Below are 22,554 nucleotides of genomic sequence, written 5' to 3' on the forward strand. Positions count from 1 at the left end.
GCGCCCGGCCCGGCCGGCCCCCCCGGAACACAGGCGACGAGGAGAAAGCGATGACTGAGATCCTGAAGGCCCTCTCGGACGAGGGCGTGTCGATCTGGCTGGACGACATCAGCAGGGAGCGGCTGCGCAGCGGGAACCTGGAGCAGCTGGTCAAGGACAAGCACGTCGTCGGCGTCACCTCCAACCCGACGATCTTCGCCAAGGCGCTGAGCAAGGGCGACGCCTACGACGACCAGGTCCGCGACCTGGCCGTGCGCGGCGTGGACGTCGAGGAGGCGTCCCGGGCGATCACCACCTACGACATCCGCTGGGGCTGCGACGTGCTGCGACCGGTCTACGAGCGGACCGACGGGCTGGACGGCCGGGTGTCGATCGAGGTCGACCCGCGGCTGGCCCGGGAGACCGAGAAGACGGTCGCCGAGGCGCGGGCGCTGTGGTGGATGGTGGACCGGCCCAACCTGTTCATCAAGATCCCGGCGACCGAGGAGGGCCTGCCCGCGATCACGGCGGCGCTGGCGGAGGGCATCAGCGTGAACGTGACGCTGATCTTCTCGCTGGAGCGCTACGGCAAGGTCATCGACGCGTTCTTCGAGGGCATGGAGAAGGCCCGCGCGAACGGGCACGACCTGTCGAGGATGGCGTCGGTGGCGTCGTTCTTCGTCAGCCGGGTCGACACCGAGATCGACAAGCGGCTCGACAAGATCGGCACGGAGGACGCCAAGAAGCTGCGGTCCAAGGCGGGCCTGGCGAACGCGCGGCTGGCGTACGCGCTGTACGAGGAGAAGTTCGGCACCGACCGGTGGAAGGCGCTGAAGGACGCGGGCGCCCGCCCGCAGCGTCCGCTGTGGGCCTCGACCGGCGTGAAGGACCCGAACCTCGCCGACACCCTGTACGTGGACGAGCTGGTCGCGCCCGGCACGGTCAACACCATGCCGGAGGCGACGCTGGTGGCGGAGGCCGACCACGGGCAGCTGCGCGGCGACACCGTCCGGGGCGCCTATGACGACGCCCGCGCGCACATGGCGGCGCTGAAGGACGCGGGCGTCGACTACGACGACGTCGTGCGGGTCCTGGAGGAGGAGGGCGTCGAGAAGTTCGAGGCGTCCTGGAAGGAGATGCTCGGCTCCATCAGCGGCGAGCTGAAGGACAAGGGCGCGTGACGTCGGTGGTGACCGCCGGGGGGATCTCGGTCACCATCCGCGGCGCCGTCGTCGACGAGAGCGAGACGGTCCTGGACCGTCTCGCCTCCGACGGCGTGCCGAGCTCGCTGGCGTCCCGCAACGCCAAGCTGTGGGGCCCGGACGCGGCCCCGCTGGCCGCGCGCCGGCTCGGCTGGCTCGGCCTGCCGGAGACGTCCCGCTCGCTGCCGGCCCGGCTCGCCGGCCCGGCGGAGCAGTTCCGCGACGCCGGCCTGGACCGGATCGTGCTCGCGGGCGCGGGCGGTTCCGTCGTCGCCGCGGAGGCGATCCACCGCACCTTCGCCGAGGACGCGGCCCGCACCGGGCCGGGCGCCGAGCTGGTCGTCCTCGACACCACCGATCCGCACGAGGTCTCGGGGGTGCTCGCGGGCGACCTCGGCCGGACGCTGGTGGTCGTCGTCGGCGACGACATCGAGGCGCAGGCGCTGCGCCGCGTCTTCGGGCGGGCGTTCGCCGAGGCGGGGCTCGACCGCGCGGAGCTGGCCCGCCGCTTCGTGGTCGTGGCCGAGCCCGGATCGGCGCCCGAGCGCGCCGCCCGCGAGGTCGGCCACCACTTCGTGGAGGCCGAGACCGACGTCGACGGCCGCTACGGGGCGCTCGGCACGGCCGCGCTGGTGCCCGCCGCGCTCGCCGGGGTGGACGTGCTGGCGCTGCTGGACGACGCGAACCGGCTGGCCGGGGTGCTGCGGCAGCCCTACGACAACCCGGCGCTGGCGTTCGGCGCCGCGCTCGGCTCGTCGGCGCTCGGCGGCCGCGACAAGCTCGTCGTCGCCGACCACGGCTCCGGCCTTCACGGCTTCGCCGGCTGGGCGGAGCAGCTGGTGGCGGGCGCGCTCGGCAAGGACGGCCGGGGCCTGCTGCCGGTCGTGGTGGAGGGCGTGGAGTCCCCCGGGTTCGAGCTGACCGGCGACCTGCGCCGGGTGATCCTCGGCCGCCGCCCGGACGAGCCCGGCCCGGGCCGCGAGGCGGGGGTGAGCGTGACGGGCCCGCTCGGCGCGCAGTTCCTGCTGTGGGAGTACGCGACGGCGGTGGCGGCCCGCGTCATGGGCGTCGACCCGTTCGCCGAGCCGGACGTCGGCGAGTCGCGGGAGAGCACGGCCGCGCTGCTGCGCTCGGAGGAGGGCGCCGCCCCGACGGTGGTGCGCCGCCCGCCCGCGCTGGTGTCGGACGCGGTGGAGGTGCACGCGCCGGAGGAGGCGCTGCGCGGCGCCAAGACGCTGACCGAGGCGCTGGAGGCGGTCGTGGAGGACGTCCCGGACGGCGGTTACCTGGCCGTCCTGGCCTATCTGGACCGCTCGGGGGACGCGTCCGCCGCCGGCCTGCGCCCGCTGCTGGCGGCGCGGAGCGCGAAGCTGCGCAGGCATCCGGCGCCGGTCACCTTCGGCTGGGGGCCGAGGTGCCTGCACGCGACCGGCCAGTATCACAAGGGCGGCCCGCGCAACGGCACGTTCCTGCAGGTCACGGGCGCCGTCACGGCGGACGTCCCGGTGCCCGGACGGCCCTACACGCTCGGCGAGCTGCAGCTGGCGCAGGCGTTCGGGGACCAGCGGGTGCTGCGCTCGCTCGGCCGTCCCGCGTTCCGGCTGCACCTGCGCGACCGCGCCGAAGGCCTCGCTCAACTCGCCGAGGCGCTCGCTTAATCCGCGTCCGGTTCGGCAACGGAACGCAGAAGATCGATGGAGATGGTCGCGGATGCCCTTTCTCTCCTGAAACGATGGGGGGCAGGAGGGAAGCGTGTCCGGATTCGACGTACTGACGCGCGGCGACGTGCTGGACTCGGCGCTGCAGGCGAGGGACTACCTCGTCGGCTGCGGCGTTCCGGGGGCGCTCGCCGCGAAGGACCCTCGGCTGTGGGGACGGCGCGCGGTCGACCACAGCAGGCTGGGCTGGCTCGACCTGCCGTTCGCCTCGCGCGGGCTGCTGCGGCAGATCGACGGGCTGGTCGCCGAGGCGCGCTACTCCGGCCTCGACCACATCGTGCTGATCGGCGTGGGGGCGGAGAGCCTGGCCGCGCAGGCGATCATGGAGGCGCACGCGCCGGCGCTGGCCGGCGGGGGCGGCGCGTCCGGCGGCCCGGCGGCCGGGCTCACCGTGCTGGACGGCAGCGACACCGCCGCGCTGGCGTTCGCGCTGGAGCGGCTCGACCGGACGCTGGTGGTGCTGGCCAGCAAGGCGGGCGTGTCGCTGGAGGGCGACGCCTACCGGCGGATCTTCGCGGGCGCGTTCCGCGAGCGGGGCCTGTCGGAGCGGGAGATCGCGGGCCGGTTCCTGGTGATCACCGACCACGGCAGCCCCCTGCACGACTTCGCCCGCCAGTGCGGGTACCGGATCGGGCTCACCGATCCGTACCTGCCGGGGCATTTCGGCGCGCTGTCCGCGTACGGCCTGGTCCCGTCGGTGCTGGCGGGGGCCGACGCGGAGCGGCTGCTGGAGGAGGCGGCGTCGCTGGCGCCGTCGCTGGCCAAGGACGAGGACAACCCGGGGCTGCTGCTCGGCGCGGTCCTCGGCGGCTGCGCGCAGCAGGGATCGGCCGGCATCACCCGCGACAAGGTGATGATCCGCGAGCCGGGCGGCTCCGGCGCGCTCACCGCCTGGATCTCCCAGCTGCTGGCGGTCGGCACCGGCAAGCGCGGCCGGGGCGTGCTGGCGCTGGAGCCGCCGGGCGGCAAGGGCGGCTTCCCCGACCTGCACGGGATCGCGATCAATCCGCGGTCGGCGGCGCAGGAGGAGGCCGACACCTCGGTGTGGGCGCCGCTCGGCGCGCAGTTCCTGCTGTGGGAGTACGCGACGGCGGTGGCCGGGTGGCTGCTCGGCGTGAACCCTTTCGAGCAGGGCAGCACGGCGGTGCAGGAGGCCGAGGACGACGCGGCGACGCTGCTGCGCTCGGCCGGCGCCGGGCCGCTGCCCGCGGGGCGGCCGGTGTACGTCGAGGACGACATCGAGGTGCACGCCGACTTCGCGTGGCCGCCGGGCGCCGACCTCGGGACGGTGCTGGGCGGCCTGATCGCCTCGGTGCCCGCCGACGGCTACCTGGCGGTGCTGACGTACCTGTCGGGCGACTTCTCGGGCCGCTACCTGGCGCCGTCGCTGTCGCGCGCGGCGGGGCGGCCGGTCGTGTACGGGCCGGGCCCGGCCTATCCGCACGCCACGGGGCCGATCCACAAGGACGGGGCGGGCAACGGCGCGTTCCTGGTGATCACGGGTGATCCGGCGCCGGGCGACGCGCTGGCGGCGCATCCGGTGCCGGGGCGGCCCTACGGGCTGGCGAAGCTGCAGCTGGCGCGGGCGCTCGGGGAGGTCCGGGCGCTGCGGCAGCGCCGGCTGCCGGTGGTGCGGCTGCATCTGCGCAACCCGGTGGAGGGCGCGGGCCGGCTGATCGAGGCGGTGCGGGCGGTGGCGGGAGCCGGACCACGGCCGTGATCATGATTCGATCGTGATCATCATCACCGTCCCGGCGGGCGCCGCCGGGACGGATTCACGATGAAACGGCGTTTTCGGGGAAGCGGCTCTTGAGGAAGGCGACACTGTCATTACACGGGGTCGATGCACACAGGATGCGTGGTCTGATCGGATGCGAGTACAAGTGAGGGTAGGCAAGGTGCGAGAAGAGGGGGCAGCAACGTGACCGACGCAGCCAATCCGCTCCGGGATCCGCGCGACAAGCGCCTGCCGCGGGTGGCGGGGCCGTGCGTGCTCGTGCTGTTCGGCGTCACCGGGGACCTGTCGCGCAAGAAGCTGCTCCCGGCGATCTACGACCTGGCGAACCGGGGGCTGCTGCCGCCGGGCTTCTCGCTGGTCGGTTTCGCCCGCCGCGACTGGGAGAACGAGGACTTCCGCCAGATCGCCTACGAGTCGGTCAAGGCGCACGCGCGGACCCCGTTCCGCGAGGACGTGTGGACGCACCTGTCGGAGGGCATGCACTTCGTCCCCGGCGAGTTCAGCGACCCGGGCGCGTTCGACGCGCTGGCGATGGCGGTCAAGGAGCTGGACGAGAGCCGCGGCACCGGCGGCAACTACGCGTTCTACCTGTCGATCCCGCCGAAGTTCTTCCCGCAGGTCGTCGAGCAGCTGCAGCGCAGCGGGCTGGCGGACGACCGCAAGGAGGGCGCCTGGCGGCGGGTGGTGATCGAGAAGCCGTTCGGCCGGGACCTGAAGACGGCGCTGGAGCTGAACGACACGGTGCACCGCGTCTTCCCCGAGGAGTCGATCTTCCGGATCGACCACTACCTCGGCAAGGAGACGGTGCAGAACATCCTGGCGATGCGGTTCGCCAACACGATGTTCGAGCCGATCTGGAACCGCTCCTACGTCGACCACGTGCAGATCACGATGGCCGAGGACATCGGCATCGGCGGCCGGGCCGGCTACTACGACGGGATCGGCGCTGCCCGCGACGTCATCCAGAACCACCTGCTGCAGCTGCTGGCGCTGACGGCGATGGAGGAGCCGACGTCCTTCAGCGCCCAGTCCGTCCGCACCGAGAAGGCGAAGATCCTGTCGTCGGTGCGGGTGCCGGGCGACCTGACGGTCTCCACCGCGCGCGGCCAGTACGCGGCGGGCTGGCAGGGCGGCGTGAGCGTCAAGGGGTACCTGGAGGAGGAGGGCATCCCGGCCGACTCGCGCACCGAGACCTACGCGGCGGTCAAGCTGGAGATCGACAACCGCCGCTGGGCGGGCGTGCCGTTCTACCTGCGCACCGGCAAGCGGCTCAGCCGCCGGGTGACGGAGGTGGCGATGGTGTTCCAGCAGGCGCCGCACCTGCCGTTCTCGCACACCGACACCGAGGAGCTGGGGCAGAACGCGCTGGTGATGCGGGTGCAGCCGGACGAGGGCATCACGGTCCGGTTCGGCTCGAAGGTGCCCGGCACCTCGATGGAGATCCGGGACGTGAACATGGACTTCGCCTACGGCGAGTCGTTCACCGAGGCGTCGCCGGAGGCCTACGAGCGGCTGCTGCTGGACGTGCTGATCGGCGACCCGCCGCTGTTCCCGCGGCAGGAGGAGGTCGAGCTGTCCTGGCGGATCCTCGACCCGATCGAGGAGTACTGGGCGAGCCGCGGCGGCCTCGACCAGTACACGTCCGGCGGCTACGGGCCCGACAGCGCCGACGAGCTGATGGCGCGCGACGGCCGCGCCTGGAGGAGGCTCTGATGAACATCGACCTCACCGGCACCACCACCCGCAAGATCCAGGACGCGCTGACCCAGTCGCGGCACCTGATGGGCGGGCCCGCCGTCGGCATGGTGCTGACCCTGATCATCGTGACGGACGAGTCGGCGCAGTACGACGCGGTCCGCGCGGCGACGGAGGCGGCCCGCGAGCACCCGTGCCGGGTGCTGACGGTGATCTCCCGCGACCCGCGCGGCAACTCCTCGCGGCTGGACGCCGAGATCCGGATGGGCGAGACCGGCCCGGGCGAGACGGTGCTGCTGCGGATGTACGGGCCGCTGGCCGAGCACGCCGACTCGGTCGTGGTGCCGCTGCTGATGCCCGACACGCCGGTGGTGATCTGGTGGCCGGGCGGCAAGGTGCCGAAGTCGCCGTCCAAGAGCGGGCTCGGCAAGCTCGCGACGCGGCGGATCACCGACGCCTACGCGGCCCGCGACCGGCTCGGCACGCTCGCCCAGCTGGCCGGGAACTACAGCCCGGGCGACACCGACTTCGCCTGGACCCGGCTGACGTCGTGGCGGTCGCTGCTGGCCGCCTCGCTCGACCAGGACCACGAGGAGATCGTCTCCGGCGAGGTGATGGCGGAGCCGGACAGCCCGAGCGCGGAGCTGCTGGCGGCGTGGCTGTCGATCCGGCTCGGCGTCGCGGTGGGGCGGACGGTGTCGGAGGGCCCCGGCATCACCGGCGTCCGGCTGACGACGACCGGCGGCGACATCGTGATCGACCGGCCGGACGGCCGGGTCGCGACGCTGTGCCGTCCCGGCCAGCCGGACCGGCAGGTGGCGCTGATGCGCCGTCCGATGTCGGAGCTGCTCGCCGAGGAGCTGCGCCGGCTGGACCCCGACGAGGTGTACCGGGAGGCCGCGGCGCGCTTCGCCAAGGACCTGGCCGGCGGCGCCTCGGACGAGGGCGTGGCCAGCGAGCCGCTGTCGGGCACGCAGGAGGCCGCCGCGACGGAGAAGGCCGAGAAGGAGGCCGCGAAGGAGGGGCTGCCCGAGGCGCCGGCCTCCTCGGCGGCGAAGCCGTCCGGCGGGAAGCGGTCGTCGCGCGGCAAGTCGTCGGGGGGCGCGTGACTCCCCCGACGGTCCTGGTCCACCGCGATCAGGACCTGCTGGCGAAGGCGGCCGCGGCGCGGCTGGTGACGCGGATCGTGGACGTGCAGGCCGCGCGGGGCTCGGCGTCGGTGGTGCTGACCGGCGGCGGCGTCGGCACGGCGGTGCTGGCGGAGCTGGCCGCGACGGGCGCCCGCGACGCGATCGACTGGCGCCGGCTGGACGTGTGGTGGGGAGACGAGCGGTTCCTGCCGACCGGCGACCCGGAGCGCAACGAGACCGGTGCCCGCGCGGCGCTGCTGGACCACGTGGACCTCGACCCGGCGCGGGTGCATCCGATGCCGGCCTCGGACGGCCCGGACGGTGACGACGTGGAGGCCGCCGCCGAGCGGTACGCCGCCGAGCTGCGCGCGGCCGCCCGTCCCGAGGACCACGGCCCGGTCCCCTCGTTCGACGTGCTGATGCTCGGCGTCGGACCGGACGCGCACGTCGCGTCGCTGTTCCCGGAGATGCCGGCCGTGCGCGACGAGCGGCCGGTGGTGGCGGTGCACGGCGCTCCGAAGCCGCCGCCGACGCGGATCTCGCTGACGTTCCCGTCGCTGTGCGCCGCGCGTGAGGTGTGGGTGCTGGCGTCCGGGGAGTCGAAGGCGAAGGCGGTGCGGCTGGGGCTGTCGAAGGCCGGGCCGGTGCAGGTGCCGTGCGCGGGGGCGCGCGGCCGGCAGAGCACGCTGTTCCTGCTGGACCGTTCCGCGGCTGCGGAGCTTCCGCCCGGGATCGGGCGGATCGCCTCCCCCTGAGGCGTCGATCACGTCGTGGCCGGTGCCGCGCGGTGGGGTTCGCCGCGCGGCACCGGCCTTTCGCGGTTTCCCGGACGTTGCCCTACCTGGGGGAACCCTGTGCAAATCCCCGCATCCGCATACCGGGCCGTCGGCTGCGCATAACCTGACCATGAGGTACCGCTTGTCGAGGGTGAGGAGATCGGTGATGCGCAAGGGGCGTGCCGCTACGGCGGGGACGGCGATCATCGGGGCTTTGGCGATCTCCGTCGCCGGGTGCTCGTCCGGCGGCGGGGGCGACAAGGGCGGTGGTTCCGGTGGCGGCGGTGCCGGGGACGCCGCGAAGCTGGCCATCACCCCGGCGACCGGCACCAAGCAGGTGGCGCCCGACCAGCCCGTCATGGTGAAGGCCGACACCGGCAAGCTGACCGGCGTGACCCTGACCTACGGCAAGAACCAGAAGGCCGACGGCAAGCTGGCTCCGGACGGCAAGTCCTGGAGGTCGGCGTGGAATCTGCGTCCGTCCACCACGTACACGGTCACCGCGCACGGCACCGGCAAGGACGGCAAGCAGGTCACCACGACGTCCACCTTCACCACCCTGACGCCCGCCAAGAAGCTGGAGACCGGCATGTCGCCGCTGGACGGCGAGACGGTCGGTGTGGGGATGCCGGTGCAGCTGCTGCTGTCCAAGGCGGTGAGCACGAAGGCCGGCAAGCAGGCCGTGGAGAAGGCGCTGGAGGTCCGGATGTCCACGCCCGTGCAGGGCGCCTGGTACTGGATCAGCGACCGGGAGGTCGACTTCCGGCCCCGCGACTACTGGCCGTCCGGCGAGAAGGTGAAGGTCGTCGCGCACCTCGCCGGGCTGAAGGCCGGCGAGGGCATGTACGGCATGAAGGACCGCACGCTGAGCTTCACCGTGGGCCCCAAGCACATCACCACGGTCAGCGACGACACCCACCGCGCCAAGGTCACCGAGAACGGCAGGCTGGTGCGGACGATGAAGGTCAGCCTCGGCAAACCGGGGCACGACAGCTACAGCGGCACGATGATCGCGCAGGAGAAGGCGGCGCACATCGTCATGGACTCGGCGACGACCGGCGACCCGGGCGAGTACCGGATCCCGACGAGCTGGAACGTGCGGCTGACCTACAGCGGGACGTTCGTGCACTCCGCGCCGTGGTCGACGGGCGACCAGGGCGTCTCCGACGTCAGCCACGGATGCGTGAACGCCTCCCCCACCGACGCCAAGTGGTTCTACAACTTCACCAACCGGGGCGACGTCGTCAAGGTGACGGGGACGTCGCGGCAGTTGCAGTTCGGCAACGGCCCGACGCCCTGGGTGAAGTCGTGGAACGAGTGGCTGAAGGGCAGCGCGCTCGGCGCCCCGGTCACCGGCGCCCCGATGAGCTGATCCGGCGACCTCCGGGTCAGGCGGCCGCGAGGACGGCGATGCCGAGGGCGACCAGCAGGGCGACCTTCACGCCCTCCAGCGCCACGTAGTAGAGGTGCCCGCGGGAGCGGGGCAGGTCGGTCTCGCCCGCCAGCACCCGGTCCGAGCGCTTGTTCAGGCGGGGCCGGACGGCGCCGAGCTGCACGGCGAGCAGCACGGCCACGACGGCGGTGAGCACGACGATCGCCGCCGGGGGGCTCCCGGCGGCGACGGCCGCGGCGACCGCCACGGCCAGCGCGGTCTCGGCGAGGTTGAGCGCGCGGAAGACGATGCGGCCGATGCCGAGCCCGATCGGGATCGTCACGCCCGGCGCGCGGAACTTCAGGGGCGCCTCGAGGAACGAGATCCCGAGCACCATCCCGAGCCACAGGAAGGTCAGTGCGCCTGCCGTGGCGGCCGCGGTCGAGTTCATGGTCGTCATTCGCCTTTCGCAGGGGGCCGGCCGTCGGCCCGGAGGGGTGGATCAGGTGCGCCGGAGGCGGGCCAGGCAGGCGGCGGGCTCGGCGAACGGTTCGAGCGCCTCGGCCTCGACCGGCGCGTCCAGTTCGGCCAGCGCGCCGCGCATCAGGCCGAGGTGGACGTCGCAGACCAGGGGGCCGTACTCCTCGGCCAGTTCCAGGAACGGGCAGTGCCGCAGCCTGATGACGTCGCCGGCGAGGTCGGGGGCGAAGTCCAGGTCGGCGAGCAGGGCGGTGAGCCGCCCGGCGGCGTCGCCGGCGCTGACCCGCCCGAACGGCGGGGGCCGCTCGACCAGGTAGCGGCCCCACTCGCGGACGGCGCGCTCGGCCTCGCCGCGCGCCTCCGGCCCGGCCGCCGCGAGCCGGCTGAGCAGGATCTGCGCCAGCAGCCGGTAGCCGCGCGAGCCGCCGCGATCCATGCCGGGCCGGGCCGTGTAGACGGTGCGGGGCCGTCCGGGGCCGGCGGGGCGTTGGAGGGTCCGCTCGGCCGCGCCGTCCTCGACCAGGGCGTCCAGGTGGAAGCGCGCGGTGTTGGGGTGGACGCCGAGCCGCTCGGCGACGCCGGCGACGCCGAGCGGGGCGCCCGCCTCGCGCAGGGCGTCCAGGACCTCGCGGCGGCGGGGGCGTTCGGGGGCCACGGCCCTCCTTCCGGAGTTTTTCCAAATAGTACATGTAGTAATCGGCTCGCCCTCCCGCCGCCTGACGGCCCCTGCCGGGGAAGGGGTTGACATATTCTGATTGGCGTATCAATAATGAGGGCATGGCAACGAACCGGACGGGACGCAGGCCCACCGCCGAGGAGCGCCGCGAGCAGGTGCTCGAGGCGGGGATCAGCGTGTTCGCCGAGTTCGGCTACCACGCCGCGAAGACCTCCGACATCGCCAAGCGGGCCGGCATCTCCCAGCCCTACATCTACGCGCTGTTCGAGGACAAGAAGGCGCTCTTCCTCGCCTGCCTCGAGCGCGTCCGCCACCAGATGCGGGACGCGTTCGGCCGGGCCTGGCGGCCGAGCGCCACCCCCGAGGAGTCACTGGCCGCGATGGGCCGCAACTACCGGGCGTTCCTCGCCAACCCCGACTCCCCGCGCTGCCAGCTCCAGGGCTATGCCGCCTCCGCCGACCCCGAGATCCGCGACTTCATGCGCAAGGGCTTCATCGAGTCCGCCGACATGATCACGAAACTGTCCGGGGCCGACCGGGCGGCGGTGGTGCGGTTCATGGCCAGCGGCCATCTGCTCATCATCGGCACCGTCCTGGACCTCCCCGACCCCTACGTCCGGTCCTCGGCCGGCTGATCCCTCCGCGCGTCCCGCGTCCGCCCCGCCCGGGGCGGCCCTCGTCGGCCCACTTATTTATAGGTGTATCAATCAATGACCTGAAGGAGCCCGCAATGCCGTCCCCCCAGACCGCCGCCCCGCGCGGCACCACCGCACCCCCGTCCGCAGCCCCCGCCCCGTACCCGCGCCGCTGGTACACGCTCGGCGTGCTGTGCCTGTCGCTGCTCGTCATCGTCGTCGACACCACGATCGTCAACGTCGCCATCCCGACCCTCGCCTCCGCGCTCGGCGCCGGATCCGGCGCGCTGGCCTGGATCGTCGACTCCTACACCCTGGTCTTCGCGGCCCTGCTGCTGCCCGCCGGCGGCCTCGGCGACCGGTACGGGCGGCACCGCGCCCTCACCGCCGGGATGCTGGTCTTCGGCGCCGGGTCGCTCGGCGCGGCGCTGTCCTCCACCGCCGGGCAGCTGATCGCGGCCCGCGCCGTGATGGGCGTCGGCGCGGCCTTCATCATGCCCGCCACGCTGGCGCTGCTCACCGCCGTCTTCACCGACCCCCGCGAGCGCGCCAAGGCGATCGGCCTGTGGTCGGCCGTCAGCGGGCTCGGCGTCGCGATCGGCCCGACCGCCGGCGGCTGGCTGCTGCAGCGCTTCTCCTGGAGCGCGATCTTCGCGGTGAACGTGCCGATCGTCGCCGTCGCGCTGGTCGCGGGCCTGATCCTCGTCCCCGCCTCGGCCGCCCCGCACCGGCCCAGGATCGACGTGACCGGGGCCGTCCTCGCCGCCGCCGGGCTGGGCTCGCTCACCTACGCGGTCATCCAGGCCGGGGAGAGCGGCTGGGCCTCGTCCGGGACGCTGCTGCGGTTCGCCGCCGCCACCGTCCTGCTGGCCGCCTTCGGAGTCTCCCAGGTCCGCGGCGCGCACCCGATGCTCGACCTGGGCCTGTTCCGGGACGCCCGGTTCACCGCCGCCGCGCTGTCGGTGATGGTGCTGTTCTTCGGGCTGGCCGGCGTCACGTTCGTGCTCACCCAGATCTACCAGTTCGTCCTCGGCTACTCGCCGCTGGAGGCCGGGATCCGGTCGCTGCCCGGCGCGCTCGCGCTGACCGTCGCGTCCCCGCTCGGCACCCGGCTCGCCGCCCGCCACGGCATCCGCACGGCGATCACCGCCGGGATGCTGGCCGCCGCGGCGGGGCTCGCCTTCTTCGCCACCGCGTCCGGCGGCACCGGCTACCCGCACTACATGGCCGCGTCCGTCCTGGTGTGCGCGGGGATCGGGCTGACGATGTCGCCCGCCACCCAGTCGGTCATGTCGGCGCTGCCGCCCGCCAAGACCGGGATCGGCTCGGCGGTCAGCAACACCACCCGCAACCTCGGCACCGTCCTCGGCGTCGCGCTCGTCGGCAGCATCGCCGCGACCGTCTACACCGGCCGGATGCCGGACGGCCCGGCGGGCGAGTCGATCGGCGCCGCCGCCGGCACCGCCCGGCACCTGCCGGCCCCCGCCGCCGCGTCGCTGCGCGACACCGCCGCCGCCGCGTTCGTGCACGGCGCCGACATCGGCGTCCTCGCCACCGCCGCCGTCGTGCTGGTCACCGCCGCGCTGGCCGTCCGGCACCTGCCGGGCCGCCGGTGACCGTCCGCCCGTCGACCAAAGTCGATGCCCGCGCCGACCCTGGGCCACTCCGGGGCCGGCGCGGGCTCGCTAGCGTTGGCGGCATGGATCCCGGCCCCGCCCTCCTCCGCCTCGCGGGCCGGCTCGACCTGCGGCGCTCGCGGCGGGAGTGGCTCGGCGACCTCGGCGTCACCGCGGGGGCGGCGGCGCTGGGCCTGCTGCTCCTTCAGGGGACGATGGACGATCCCACGCCCGGCCAGCGGATCGTGGTCCCGCTGGACCTGTCGATGGGCGCGGCGTCCCTGGTGTTCCTCCTGCTGTTCCGGCGCCGCTTCCCGGTGGCCGTCGCGGTCACGATGATGTTCGTGCAGTGGACGGCCACGTCCACGCTGGGCACGGCCGCCGTCGCCATGTACTCGCTGGCGATGCTGCGCCCCTGGCGGACGCTCCTGCCGATCGCCGGCGCGAACACGGCGCTGATCGTGGGGCTCTTCTGGATCACCTCGCCCGGCGACCAGTTCCGCGCGGGCATCGTCATCTTCGGCCTGATCTACGCGGTGCTGATCACGACCGGGATGCTGGTGCGGTCCCGGCGGCAGCTCATCGCGTCGATGGAGGACCGGGCGCGCGCCGCCGAGGAGGGGCAGCGGCTGCGGGTGGAGGAGGCGCGGCTGCTGGAGCGCGAGCGGATCGCCCGGGAGATGCACGACGTCCTCGCGCACCGCATCTCGCTGCTGGCGGTGCACGCCGGGGCGCTGGAGTTCCGCCCGGACGCGCCCGCCGACCAGCGCGCCGCCGCCGGGATCATCCGGCAGAGCGCCTACGAGGCGATGGAGGACCTGCGCGAGGTGATCGGGGTGCTGCGCGGCGACCCCGGCGGCGCGGAGGCCGACCGCCCGCAGCCCGCGCTCGCCGACGTGCCGGACCTGGTGCGCGAGTCGTCCGCCGCCGGGGCCCGGGTGGACCTGGACGACCGGGTCCCCGACCCGGCGCAGGTCCCGGTCCGGGTCGGCCGGCACGCCTACCGGATCGTCCAGGAGGGGCTGACCAACGCCCGCAAGCACGCGCCCGGCGCGCGGGTCCGGGTGACGCTCGACGCGCCGGGCGGGACGGAGCTCATCATCGAGGTCGTCAACCCGGTCCCGCCGGGCCCGACGGTCCCGGTGCTGCCGGGCGCCGGAGCGGGCCTGGTGGGCCTGGGCGAGCGGGTCGCGCTCCTCGGCGGCACGCTGGAGCACGGCCGGACCGGGGACGGCGGGTTCCGGTTGCGCGCCCGGTTGCCGCTTCCCGGCTGACCTGCCGGGAGGCGTCCCGGCGGGACGCATGGCGGCGGGACTTGCGGGCATGGCCGAGACATGGCATCTGACTCCGCACACCCCGTCCTGGAAGAGCTCGACCGGGAAGAATGCCTGCGGCTCATCGCCCCCGGCGGCATCGGCAGGATCGCCTTCGACGACGGCGAGGGGCCGACGGTCGTCCCGGTGAACTACACCGTCGACGGCGGGTCGGTGGTGTTCCGCACCTCGCTGGAGGGCCGGCTGACCCGCAGCCTGCTGACGGCCGTCCCGGGCGGGCAGGTCCGGGCCGCGTTCGAGGTCGACCGGATCGAGGAGCGCACCCAGGAGGGCTGGAGCGTGCTGCTGCGCGGCGGCGCCCATCCGATGGAGGACGAGGAGAAGGCGAACGCCGCGCGGGTCGATCCGTGGCCCGGCGGGGAGCGGGACGCGTGGTTCAGCCTGACGGCCCAGGAGGTCAGCGGACGCCGCGTCCGGCGGCGGTGACCGGCCGCCGGCGGCTCTAGGGTTGGGGGATGGACTCACCGCCCATCCGCGTGCTGATCGTGGACGATGACGCGCTCGTCCGGTCGGGGTTGTCGATGATGCTGGCGGGCGCCGGCGACCTGCGGGTGGTCGGGGACGTCGCGGACGGCGCCGAGGCGGTGCCCGCGGTCAACGAGCACCGGCCGGACGTGGTGCTGATGGACATCCGGATGCCGCGGATGGACGGGCTGGCCGCGACCGAGCTGCTGCGCGCGCGCCGCGACCCGCCGGAGATCATCCTGCTGACCACGTTCGACACCGACGACCACATCCTGCGCGCGATGCGGGCGGGCGCGAGCGGGTTCCTGCTCAAGCACACCCCGCCGCCGGAGATCATCCAGGCGATCCGGCAGGTCGCGGCCGGGGAGCCGATGCTGTCGCCGGCGGTGCTGCGCAAGATGATGTCGCTGGTCGCCGACGCCGGCGCGGACCCGCGCAAGGCCCGCGCGCGGGAGCTGCTGGAGCGGCTCAGCGAGGGCGAGCGGGCCGTCGCGGTCCGGGTCGGGCAGGGCAAGACCAACAGCGAGATCGGCCGGGAGCTGTCGCTCAGCGTGGCGACGGTGAAGGCGTACGTGTCGCGGCTGCTGGCGAAGCTGGAGCTGAACAACCGGGTGCAGGTCGCGCTGCTGGTCAGCGACGCCGACCTCGGCGGGTAGCCGCCGGGCGCGGGCGGGGCGGTCACTCGCGCGGGCCCAGCGGGACGTGCTTCAGCAGCACCGCCGCCGCCAGGCCGGCCGCGAGCAGCGGCAGCCCGGCGAGGAACAGGTCGGAGAACGCCTGCGCGAACGCCTCGGCGACGCCGCGGCGGACCGGCCCGGGGAGGGTGCCGAGCACCTCGGGCCGGACGGCGTCGCCGAACGCGGGGACCTCTCCCGCCGGGACGCGCCGTCCGATCTCCTCGGCGAACCGGTTGGAGACGATGGCGCCGAACACCGCCATGCCGGCGGCGGTGCCGAGCATCCGGGACGCGAACACCCCGGAGCTGGCCGCGCCGAGGTCGCGGCGGGGCGCGGCGTTCTGCGCGATCAGCATCACGACCTGCTGCGACAGCCCGGCGCCGAAGCCGAGGACGGCCATGTAGGCACCGGCGGTGACGAGGCCGGTGCCCGCGTCCATGGTGGCGAGCAGGGCGACCCCGGCCGCGCTGACCGCCATGCTCGCGGCGGGCAGCCGGTGGTAGCGGCCGGTGCGCGCGATGTGCCGCCCGGCGCCCGTCGACGCCACCAGCAGGCCGATCATCATCGGCAGGAGGAGCAGTCCCGACTCGGTGGCCCCCACTCCCCCGACGACCTGGAAGAACATCGGCAGGTAGGTGGCGAGGCCGAAGCCGGTCGCGCCGCCCACGGCCGCGACCGCGCACGCCACCGCGAACGACCGGTCGCGGAACAGCCGGGGCGGGATGATCGCCTCGGCGGCGCGGCGCTCGGCGAGCACCCAGGCGGCGAGCAGCACCGCCGCCCCGGCCGCGAGCGCGAGGATCTCGGCCGAGTCCCACGCGTACCGGGTCCCGGCCCAGCTGGTGAGCAGGGTGAAGCAGGTGACCGCGGCGCCGAGCAGCACGATGCCGGCGTAGTCGATCCGCGGCCGCCGGTCCGGCTTCGGCAGCCGCAGGAACGCCGCGGTCGTCGCGGTGGCGGCCAGCCCCAGCGGCAGGTTGACGTAGAACACCCAGCGCCAGGACGCGTGGTCGGTGAGGAACCCGCCGGCCAGCGGCCCGGCGATGCTGGACACGGCGAAGACCAGCGCCGAGTAGCCCTGGTAGCGCGCCCGCTCGCGGGGCTCGAACAGGTCCCCGGTCAGCGCGAACATCGAGCTCATCAGGCAGCCGGCCGCCGCGCCCTGGACGACCCGGAACGCGATCAGCGCGTCCATCGACGGCGCCGCCCCGCACGCCGCAGATCCCGCCAGGAACCCGATCAGCCCGGTCAGCAGGACCGGCCTGCGGCCGAACAGGTCGCCGAGCCGTCCCGACAGCGGGACGGTGACGCTGGTCGCCAGCACGTAGGCGGTGGAGACCCAGGCGAGCCGGTCCAGGCCGCCGAGGTCGCCGACGATCGTCGGCAGCGCGGTGCCGAGCACCGTCGCGTCCAGCGAGGACATCAGGCCGGCGAGCATCAGCCCGCCGAACACCAGGACCCGGTGCCGGTGGCTCATGCCCGCCGGCTCCGCTGGGGGGATCATCATGTGCACCTCACATCTATATGCTGAAAGCATTTAAATGCTAAGCACACGTATGTGAGAGTCGCAACCCAACTAGACTGGACGGCATGACCGACGAGGCACTGGACGCCGTCGAGCGGAACATGGTCAAGCTGCGCCGCGGCATGGCCCGGCAGCGGCTCGGCAGGGCGGCGATCCGGGACCACAACCTCCCCGTCGACGTGCAGATCCTGCACGTCGTGGACGTCGTCGACGAGGGCCCCGACGGCCCGGGCCAGGAGATGAGCGTCGGGCTCGTCGCCGCCCGCCTCGGCGTCGACGCCTCGCGCGGCAGCCGCGTCGTCGCCGAGGCCGTCAAGTCCGGGTACGTGCGCCGCGTCGCGTCGCAGGAGGACGGCCGCCGCATCCACCTGGAGCTGACCCCGGCGGGCCGGTCGGTCGTCGAGGCGACCCGCCGCACCCGGCAGGAGCACTTCGCCAAGGCCATGCGCGACTGGACCGACGCCGAGCGCGCCGAGTTCGCCCGCCTCCTCGGCCGGTTCGTCCACGCCTACGAGGGCTGAGCGCGGTGCCCGATTTGGCGCGTCCATGACCTATCCGGACACGGTTCGCTACCCTGCGTGGCTAATGTCGGGAGTATGAGCGCCGACGCCGACGACCTGGACCGGATCATCGACGCCGCCACCCGGCTGTTCGCCGAGCTGGGGTTCGACGGGACCTCGCCGCGGCTGATCGCCGACGCGGCCGGCGTCGACGCCGGTACCGTCAGCCGCCTCACCGGCGGCAGGACCGACCTGTACCGCGAGGTGATGCGGCGGGCCAGCGACGCCGAGAAGGCGGCCGTCGGCGGCGCGGCCGGCGGTTTCACGCCCACCCGGCAGGGCGTCGAGCGGCTGCTGGACGAGTACCTCGACTTCTACGCCGCGCACCCCGAGTACCTCGGGCTGTGGCTGCACCGCCGGACCGGCGACGCCGCCGACACCGCCGACCTGGAGGAGCAGTACGTCCGCCCCCGGCTCGCCGGGATCGTCGAGGCGCTGCGCGCGGCGGTCCCCGCCGACGTCGACCTCGACCTGACGATCTGGACGATCCCCTGGATGATCTCCGGCTTCCTCAGCCAGCGCGCCCTCGGCGCCCGCCGCGAGGAGTTCGCCGACGAGACGGCCGAGACCGACGGGCCCTACCGCAAGATCTCACCGGCCGAGCTGGAGCGCTTCCGCACCTACCTGCACACGCTCCTCGAACGGATGCTCCGCCTGCCCGACGGCCCGGACGGCTGACCTCACGGCCGGACGACCGGCCCGAGCCGCGGCCGCTTCGCGGTGCGGCCGTCCCCCGACGAGCGTCCCCGCAGGCGGCGCACGGCCCACGGCCCCATGAACCCGACCGCCCACACCGCCTCCGCCCCGGCCCGGCGCCACGTCGGGACGGGCGACAGCGGCGGGAGCGGGTCCGTCCAGGACGCGTCGGCGCCGGGCAGGCCGAGCGCATGGGCGGCGGCCGCCGCGATGCGCGCGTGCCCGAGCGGGCTCGCGTGGATGCGGTCGGCGCTCCACAGCCGCGGATCGGTCGTCACGGGATGCGGGAAGGAGTCCACCACGACGGCGCCGTGGCGGCCGGCGACCTCGCGGATGCGCCGGTTGAAGTCGATCACCTTCGGCCGCAGATGCCGCACCAGCGGCGCGATCCGCGCGACGTCGGGGAAGGTGAAGGTGAGCACCCGCGCGCCGGACGCGGTGAACGCCGACAGCATCGCCTCCAGCTCCGCGGTCACGGCGGCCGCGTCGAATCCCGGCCGGACCAGGTCGTTCATGCCGGCCATGACCGTCACCAGGTCCGGTTCGAGGGCGAGCGCGGCCTCGGTCTGCTCCGCCCGCACCCCCGCGGCGATCCGCCCGCGCACCGCGAGGTTGGCGTAGCGGAAGTCCGGCTCCGCCGCCGCGAGCAGCTCGGCCAGGCGGTCGGCCCACCCCCGGTAGCCGCGCAGCTCGTCGCCGTCGTTCAGTCCCTCGGTCTGGCTGTCCCCCACCGCGACGTACCGGAGATATCCCATCAGCCGACCCTCTCCCTCAAGACGGCCAGGACCCGTTCGCCCCACCGCTCGTTCTCGCGCTCGAATTCCAGGCCCCGCAACAGCGTCAGGTAGGGGCCGACGCGGTCGGCGTGCGCGAGGAACTCGTCCTCGGTGCGGCCGTCCAGCAGCCTCGCCTGCAGCCGCTCGAACCGGGCGATCTTCGCCCGCGCCCACTCGACCCGCTCCTCGACCGCGGCCCGCACGCCCTCCGCGTCCCCCGCGTCGACGGCCTGGACCATGACCATCATCTCGTCGCGGATCGCGCCCGGACGCGGCGGTCTCGCGGTGAACTTCCGCAGTTCCCGGCGGCCCGCCTCGGTCAGCGAGAACAGCCGCTTGTTCGGCCGCCGCTCCTGCTGGACGACCCGCGCCTCGACCAGGCCGGCCTCGCGCATCCGGTCGAGCTCCCGGTACAGCTGCTGCGGGGTGGCCATCCAGAAGTTGGCCACCGACGCGTCGAACCCCTTGGCCAGGTCGTATCCGGACGCCTCGCCCTCCAGCAGCGCGGCCATCACCGCGTGACGCAACGACATGATCCGAAGATAGCGCCGACCTCCTACTCAAACTCTTGACTAACCACCGATGTGACTATCACCACGCCCGCCGCGAGGCGTTCATCCGGGCGGGCGGCGGGTGGCGGCGAGGGCGACGGTGGTGTAGGGCATGGTGAACGAACCGCCCAGCGCGTCGATCGCGGACCCGACACCGTCCAGCACCTCCGCCACCTGCTCCGGCGGCAGCCAGGTGAGGGAGCCCTGTGTGGGCATCTGGTCGAGCCACTCGTCGCGGGTGTAGGTGCGCTCCCATTCGAATCGCCAGCGGTCGGGGGCGGTGAAGGCGCCGGTCTCCTGGATGCCGTCGGCGGCCTTGTCGAGGATGGCCCCATAGGGATCCTCGCCCGGTCGCGCCGCCTGCATGTTGAACGGCGAGTCCGGTGCCACGCGCCGGTAGACCGCCGCGAAGGCCTCGGCGACCTCGGCCGGCAGCTGGAACGCGTGCCAGAAGACGGCCAGGCGGCCGGTGGGGCGCAGCACCTGGGCCACCTTGGCGGCGCCGGCGACCGGGTCCACCCAGTGCCAGGCCGTGCCCGCGACGGCCGCGTCGAACGTCCGGCCGGCCGGGTCCCATTCCTCGATCTTCGCCACCTCGACCTCGACGCCGGTGCCGCGCGCGAACGCGGCCATCCGGGCGTCGGGCTCCACGCCGAGGACCCGGCACCCGGCCGCCTGGAACTGCCGCGCCTCGATGCCGGTGCCGCAGCCGATGTCGAGGACGTCGCGTCCGGGGCCGCCCTCCACGATCCGCTCGATGAGGGCGCCGGGGTAGGGCGGGCGGGTGCGGTCGTAGCGCTCGGTGTCGGCGCCGAACGACTCGGCGACGGCCCGGTGCCGGTGAGGGGCGGAGGACCGCTCCGGCGGTATAGTGGTCATGTGCCCACTATAAATGGGCGATCGCCCACTACGTCAACGGGCGAGCGGAAGGAGAGGTGCACCGTGCCGACCGGGGTGGCGCTGCGCGACGCGCGCAGGCAGCTGTTCGACGCCGCCGAACGGGTCCTGCTGCGGGACGGGCCGAACGCCCTGACCAGCCGGGCCGTCACCGACGAGGCGGGCTGCGCCAAGGGGGTCCTGCACCGGCACTTCAGCGACTTCGACACGTTCCTCACCGAACTCGTGCAGGACCGCATCGCCGGGATCGAGGCCCAGCGGGCCGCCCTCGACGCGTCCGCCGGGACCGGTACCGTCGCCGGCAACCTCGCCGGTGCGCTGACCGAGGTGTTCGGCACGGTCGCGGTGGCCGTCGTCGCCCTCATCACCTCGCGGGACGAGCTGCGCGCCCGGCTGCGCGCGACGAGGCCCACCGGCGTCCCGCTGCTGTCCGAGGCGACGGCGATGGTCGCGTCCTACCTCGCCGCCGAACGCGACCTCGGCCGGATCGCCGCCGACGCCGACCTCGACGCCCTGGCCCCCATGCTGATCGGCGCCGGGCACCTGCTCTTCGCCGACCGCACCGGCCCGCCACCGGACGCCGAGGCCGTCCACCGAATCGTCACCGCGACGATCGCCGGAGCCGTCCGCAACCCGAAGCCCTGACGAACTCAGCCGTCGTACACGCCGCGCTTCACGTCCCCGAGGAACGCCGCCCACTCCCCCGACGTGAACGCCAGCACCGGGCCGTCCGGATTCTTCGAGTCCCGCGCGGCAATCTCCTGCCCCCGGCCCGCGATCTCCACGCACTGTGTCGCGTCGCCACCGCTGTGACTGCTCGTCCGCCAACACACCGTGGGCCGCTCGAGCCCTCTCATGCGTCGTACACACCATCCTTGACCTGGCTGACGAACGCTGCCCACTCCTTCGGCTCGAACGCCAGCACCGGGCCGTCCGGATCCTTCGAGTCCCGCGTCACGACCTCTCGCGTCCCGCACCCGACCTCGACGCACTCAGCCGGGTCCTGCGTGCTGTAGCTGCTCTTGCGCCACCGCGTCTGCTCAGAGAAGTGTCCGCTCATAGTTGCGACGCTATCTCTTTGATGAGCTCGCAGGAGTCCCTCTCCGAGAGCGCGCGCGATGTCAGTTCCGCGTGCGCCTGCTCGTACTCGGCGATTCTCGATGGCTCGTCGATGAGCCAACTGCGGGTAAGGCTGTGGGTTGCCACGACCTGGAGAGGAGCCGCCGACCCGACGTCCAATATCGTGAACGAGCCGTCCATGCCCGGGTGCGCTCCCGCGCACGACGGCATCACCCTAAGGTCGTGCCGGCTCTCCTCCGTGATCTTCAGGATTTTCATGAGCTGCCCACCCATCACACTCGGGCCCCCGACGAGCATGCGCAACGCAGCCTCGGCGACGATCCAGGAAACGCACAGCGAAGGCTTGTCGAGAATGCGCTGCCGTCTCAGCCGGAACTCGACTGCCTTCTTCTCGTGCGGCTCGGTTCTGATGGGGTCGTACGCCCCGAACACCGCGGCCGTGTAGGCGGGCGTCTGCAGGAGGCCCGGGACGGCCATGCTCTCGAAGGACCGAATGCGTGAGGCTTCCCCTTCGAGGGACACGAAGTCGACGATGAACGGAGTCTTCGGAACGTCGAAGTCGCGCCACCAGCCGGGTTTGCGCCCCTGCGCGGCGAGATCGAGGAGACCGGCGCGTTCGTGTTCGTCCGTGATGCCGTAGTGGTCGAGGATCTGGCGGAGGTCCCGGGGGCGGATGGCGCGGTGGCCGTTCTCGTAGGCGCTGAGTGACGCCGGGGAGCGCTCGACCAGGCGGGCCGCGGCCTCCTGCGTCAGACCGCGCTCGTCCCGGTATCTGCGCAGCGCATTGCCGATCTTTCGCCGACGATATGAGAACTGATCTCCTGACGACATGTCAGCATGATGTCACCCTACGTGTTCGAGTGGGAGTGGCTTCCCACGACTTCCATACATTCGAAATTAGATACTTCAGCTTTTGCATGTGCCCGCGACAGATGGCCCTCACCTCGCAGGAACGTGTTGATGCAGTGGTGGAGGG

General features: G+C 73.4%; 24 protein-coding genes. 15 read left to right on the forward strand and 9 right to left on the reverse strand.

Going from position 1 to position 22,554, the window contains the following annotated elements:
• Positions 1–50 precede the first annotated feature (50 nt).
• The 7 genes from tal to ACA514_RS40180 all read left to right on the forward strand — a co-directional run bounded on the left by tal (position 51) and on the right by ACA514_RS40180 (position 9,610).
• Entirely contained in the window at positions 51–1,160 is a 1,110-nt protein-coding gene (tal, locus tag ACA514_RS40150; protein WP_375046550.1) for a transaldolase, read from the forward strand.
• Positions 1,157–2,839 (forward strand): glucose-6-phosphate isomerase, encoded by a 1,683-nt coding sequence (locus ACA514_RS40155; protein ID WP_375046551.1) that lies wholly within the window; start codon positions 1,157–1,159, stop codon positions 2,837–2,839. The genes tal and ACA514_RS40155 overlap by 4 nt, the downstream gene beginning before the upstream one ends.
• Positions 2,840–2,933: 94 nt before the next feature.
• On the forward strand, positions 2,934–4,619 hold the full coding sequence (locus ACA514_RS40160) for a phosphoheptose isomerase (RefSeq protein WP_375046552.1): 1,686 nt from the start codon (positions 2,934–2,936) through the stop codon (positions 4,617–4,619).
• 201 nt (positions 4,620–4,820) lie between these two features.
• Positions 4,821–6,350 (forward strand): glucose-6-phosphate dehydrogenase, encoded by a 1,530-nt coding sequence (gene zwf / locus ACA514_RS40165; RefSeq protein WP_375046553.1) that lies wholly within the window; start codon positions 4,821–4,823, stop codon positions 6,348–6,350.
• Positions 6,350–7,441, forward strand: coding sequence for a glucose-6-phosphate dehydrogenase assembly protein OpcA (locus ACA514_RS40170; RefSeq protein WP_375046554.1), 1,092 nt, complete (start codon positions 6,350–6,352; stop codon positions 7,439–7,441). The genes zwf and ACA514_RS40170 overlap by 1 nt, the downstream gene beginning before the upstream one ends.
• On the forward strand, positions 7,438–8,217 hold the full coding sequence (gene pgl, locus ACA514_RS40175; RefSeq protein ID WP_375046555.1) for a 6-phosphogluconolactonase: 780 nt from the start codon (positions 7,438–7,440) through the stop codon (positions 8,215–8,217). The genes ACA514_RS40170 and pgl overlap by 4 nt, the downstream gene beginning before the upstream one ends.
• A gap of 187 nt (positions 8,218–8,404) precedes the next feature.
• Entirely contained in the window at positions 8,405–9,610 is a 1,206-nt protein-coding gene (locus tag ACA514_RS40180) for an Ig-like domain-containing protein (protein WP_375046556.1), read from the forward strand.
• 16 nt (positions 9,611–9,626) lie between these two features.
• Here ACA514_RS40180 and ACA514_RS40185 read toward each other — a convergent pair whose 3' ends face one another.
• Entirely contained in the window at positions 9,627–10,061 is a 435-nt protein-coding gene (locus ACA514_RS40185; protein ID WP_375046557.1) for a hypothetical protein, read from the reverse strand.
• Between the two features lie 51 nt (positions 10,062–10,112).
• Positions 10,113–10,745 (reverse strand): helix-turn-helix transcriptional regulator, encoded by a 633-nt coding sequence (locus ACA514_RS40190; protein ID WP_375046558.1) that lies wholly within the window; start codon positions 10,743–10,745, stop codon positions 10,113–10,115.
• Positions 10,746–10,867: 122 nt separating this feature from the next.
• Here ACA514_RS40190 and ACA514_RS40195 point away from each other — a divergent pair, with 122 nt between their 5' ends.
• From ACA514_RS40195 to ACA514_RS40215, 5 genes are all read left to right on the forward strand, one after another.
• Positions 10,868–11,401 carry a TetR/AcrR family transcriptional regulator gene (locus tag ACA514_RS40195; protein ID WP_375046559.1) on the forward strand — a complete coding sequence of 178 codons (534 nt, stop codon included), beginning with the start codon at positions 10,868–10,870 and terminating at the stop codon, positions 11,399–11,401.
• Between the two features lie 95 nt (positions 11,402–11,496).
• Positions 11,497–13,017, forward strand: a complete 1,521-nt coding sequence (locus tag ACA514_RS40200; RefSeq protein WP_375046560.1) for a DHA2 family efflux MFS transporter permease subunit — start codon at positions 11,497–11,499, stop codon at positions 13,015–13,017.
• An 83-nt stretch (positions 13,018–13,100) separates the two neighbouring features.
• On the forward strand, positions 13,101–14,291 hold the full coding sequence (locus tag ACA514_RS40205) for a sensor histidine kinase (RefSeq protein ID WP_375046561.1): 1,191 nt from the start codon (positions 13,101–13,103) through the stop codon (positions 14,289–14,291).
• A gap of 60 nt (positions 14,292–14,351) precedes the next feature.
• The gene (locus ACA514_RS40210; RefSeq protein ID WP_375046562.1) at positions 14,352–14,777 is read left to right on the forward strand and encodes a pyridoxamine 5'-phosphate oxidase family protein; all 426 of its coding nucleotides are present in this window, start codon (positions 14,352–14,354) and stop codon (positions 14,775–14,777) included.
• A 29-nt stretch (positions 14,778–14,806) separates the two neighbouring features.
• Positions 14,807–15,472 carry a response regulator gene (locus ACA514_RS40215; RefSeq protein WP_375046563.1) on the forward strand — a complete coding sequence of 222 codons (666 nt, stop codon included), beginning with the start codon at positions 14,807–14,809 and terminating at the stop codon, positions 15,470–15,472.
• 22 nt (positions 15,473–15,494) lie between these two features.
• On the opposite strand, the gene ACA514_RS40220 is transcribed toward ACA514_RS40215, so the two are convergent.
• Positions 15,495–16,997, reverse strand: coding sequence for an MDR family MFS transporter (locus ACA514_RS40220; RefSeq protein ID WP_375046564.1), 1,503 nt, complete (start codon positions 16,995–16,997; stop codon positions 15,495–15,497).
• An 86-nt stretch (positions 16,998–17,083) separates the two neighbouring features.
• On the opposite strand from ACA514_RS40220, the gene ACA514_RS40225 reads away from it, so the two are divergent.
• On the forward strand, positions 17,084–17,539 hold the full coding sequence (locus tag ACA514_RS40225; RefSeq protein WP_375046565.1) for a MarR family winged helix-turn-helix transcriptional regulator: 456 nt from the start codon (positions 17,084–17,086) through the stop codon (positions 17,537–17,539).
• A gap of 75 nt (positions 17,540–17,614) precedes the next feature.
• The gene (locus ACA514_RS40230) at positions 17,615–18,256 is read left to right on the forward strand and encodes a TetR/AcrR family transcriptional regulator (RefSeq protein ID WP_375046566.1); all 642 of its coding nucleotides are present in this window, start codon (positions 17,615–17,617) and stop codon (positions 18,254–18,256) included.
• A gap of 2 nt (positions 18,257–18,258) precedes the next feature.
• On the opposite strand, the gene ACA514_RS40235 is transcribed toward ACA514_RS40230, so the two are convergent.
• The 3 genes from ACA514_RS40235 to ACA514_RS40245 all read right to left on the reverse strand — a co-directional run bounded on the left by ACA514_RS40235 (position 18,259) and on the right by ACA514_RS40245 (position 20,480).
• Positions 18,259–19,029 (reverse strand): SGNH/GDSL hydrolase family protein, encoded by a 771-nt coding sequence (locus tag ACA514_RS40235; RefSeq protein WP_375046567.1) that lies wholly within the window; start codon positions 19,027–19,029, stop codon positions 18,259–18,261.
• Positions 19,029–19,583 (reverse strand): PadR family transcriptional regulator, encoded by a 555-nt coding sequence (locus tag ACA514_RS40240; RefSeq protein ID WP_375046568.1) that lies wholly within the window; start codon positions 19,581–19,583, stop codon positions 19,029–19,031. Before ACA514_RS40240 ends, ACA514_RS40235 begins: the two co-directional genes overlap by 1 nt.
• A gap of 81 nt (positions 19,584–19,664) precedes the next feature.
• Complete coding sequence (locus tag ACA514_RS40245; protein WP_375046569.1) at positions 19,665–20,480, reverse strand: class I SAM-dependent methyltransferase; 816 nt, start codon at positions 20,478–20,480, stop codon at positions 19,665–19,667.
• A gap of 63 nt (positions 20,481–20,543) precedes the next feature.
• Here ACA514_RS40245 and ACA514_RS40250 point away from each other — a divergent pair, with 63 nt between their 5' ends.
• The gene (locus ACA514_RS40250) at positions 20,544–21,143 is read left to right on the forward strand and encodes a TetR/AcrR family transcriptional regulator (protein ID WP_375046570.1); all 600 of its coding nucleotides are present in this window, start codon (positions 20,544–20,546) and stop codon (positions 21,141–21,143) included.
• A 5-nt stretch (positions 21,144–21,148) separates the two neighbouring features.
• On the opposite strand, the gene ACA514_RS40255 is transcribed toward ACA514_RS40250, so the two are convergent.
• Genes ACA514_RS40255 through ACA514_RS40265 form a run of 3 tightly spaced genes read right to left on the reverse strand, consistent with a single transcriptional unit; the run spans position 21,149 to position 22,409 of the window.
• Entirely contained in the window at positions 21,149–21,355 is a 207-nt protein-coding gene (locus ACA514_RS40255) for a DUF397 domain-containing protein (protein ID WP_375046571.1), read from the reverse strand.
• On the reverse strand, positions 21,352–21,558 hold the full coding sequence (locus ACA514_RS40260; protein WP_375046572.1) for a DUF397 domain-containing protein: 207 nt from the start codon (positions 21,556–21,558) through the stop codon (positions 21,352–21,354). The genes ACA514_RS40255 and ACA514_RS40260 overlap by 4 nt, the downstream gene beginning before the upstream one ends.
• Entirely contained in the window at positions 21,555–22,409 is an 855-nt protein-coding gene (locus tag ACA514_RS40265) for a Scr1 family TA system antitoxin-like transcriptional regulator (RefSeq protein ID WP_375046573.1), read from the reverse strand. The genes ACA514_RS40260 and ACA514_RS40265 overlap by 4 nt, the downstream gene beginning before the upstream one ends.
• Between the last annotated feature and the right edge of the window lie 145 nt (positions 22,410–22,554).

The sequence above is a fragment of the Actinomadura sp. NTSP31 genome, from assembly GCF_041951385.1.
GTDB lineage: Bacteria > Actinomycetota > Actinomycetes > Streptosporangiales > Streptosporangiaceae > Spirillospora > Spirillospora napierensis.

Bases quoted from the DNA above. Each gene is read 5' to 3' on its own strand.
- tal (WP_375046550.1), top strand. From the start codon at position 51: ATGACTGAGATCCTGAAGGCCCTCTCGGACGAGGGCGTGTCGATCTGG.
- ACA514_RS40170 (WP_375046554.1), top strand. From the start codon at position 6,350: ATGAACATCGACCTCACCGGCACCACCACCCGCAAGATCCAGGACGCG.
- ACA514_RS40180 (WP_375046556.1), top strand. From the start codon at position 8,405: ATGCGCAAGGGGCGTGCCGCTACGGCGGGGACGGCGATCATCGGGGCT.
- ACA514_RS40185 (WP_375046557.1), bottom strand. From the start codon at position 10,061: ATGAACTCGACCGCGGCCGCCACGGCAGGCGCACTGACCTTCCTGTGG.
- ACA514_RS40195 (WP_375046559.1), top strand. From the start codon at position 10,868: ATGGCAACGAACCGGACGGGACGCAGGCCCACCGCCGAGGAGCGCCGC.
- ACA514_RS40200 (WP_375046560.1), top strand. From the start codon at position 11,497: ATGCCGTCCCCCCAGACCGCCGCCCCGCGCGGCACCACCGCACCCCCG.
- ACA514_RS40205 (WP_375046561.1), top strand. From the start codon at position 13,101: ATGGATCCCGGCCCCGCCCTCCTCCGCCTCGCGGGCCGGCTCGACCTG.
- ACA514_RS40210 (WP_375046562.1), top strand. From the start codon at position 14,352: ATGGCATCTGACTCCGCACACCCCGTCCTGGAAGAGCTCGACCGGGAA.
- ACA514_RS40215 (WP_375046563.1), top strand. From the start codon at position 14,807: ATGGACTCACCGCCCATCCGCGTGCTGATCGTGGACGATGACGCGCTC.
- ACA514_RS40220 (WP_375046564.1), bottom strand. From the start codon at position 16,997: ATGATCCCCCCAGCGGAGCCGGCGGGCATGAGCCACCGGCACCGGGTC.
- ACA514_RS40225 (WP_375046565.1), top strand. From the start codon at position 17,084: ATGACCGACGAGGCACTGGACGCCGTCGAGCGGAACATGGTCAAGCTG.
- ACA514_RS40230 (WP_375046566.1), top strand. From the start codon at position 17,615: ATGAGCGCCGACGCCGACGACCTGGACCGGATCATCGACGCCGCCACC.
- ACA514_RS40235 (WP_375046567.1), bottom strand. From the start codon at position 19,029: ATGGGATATCTCCGGTACGTCGCGGTGGGGGACAGCCAGACCGAGGGA.
- ACA514_RS40240 (WP_375046568.1), bottom strand. From the start codon at position 19,583: ATGTCGTTGCGTCACGCGGTGATGGCCGCGCTGCTGGAGGGCGAGGCG.
- ACA514_RS40245 (WP_375046569.1), bottom strand. From the start codon at position 20,480: ATGACCACTATACCGCCGGAGCGGTCCTCCGCCCCTCACCGGCACCGG.
- ACA514_RS40255 (WP_375046571.1), bottom strand. From the start codon at position 21,355: ATGAGAGGGCTCGAGCGGCCCACGGTGTGTTGGCGGACGAGCAGTCAC.
- ACA514_RS40260 (WP_375046572.1), bottom strand. From the start codon at position 21,558: ATGAGCGGACACTTCTCTGAGCAGACGCGGTGGCGCAAGAGCAGCTAC.
- ACA514_RS40265 (WP_375046573.1), bottom strand. From the start codon at position 22,409: ATGTCGTCAGGAGATCAGTTCTCATATCGTCGGCGAAAGATCGGCAAT.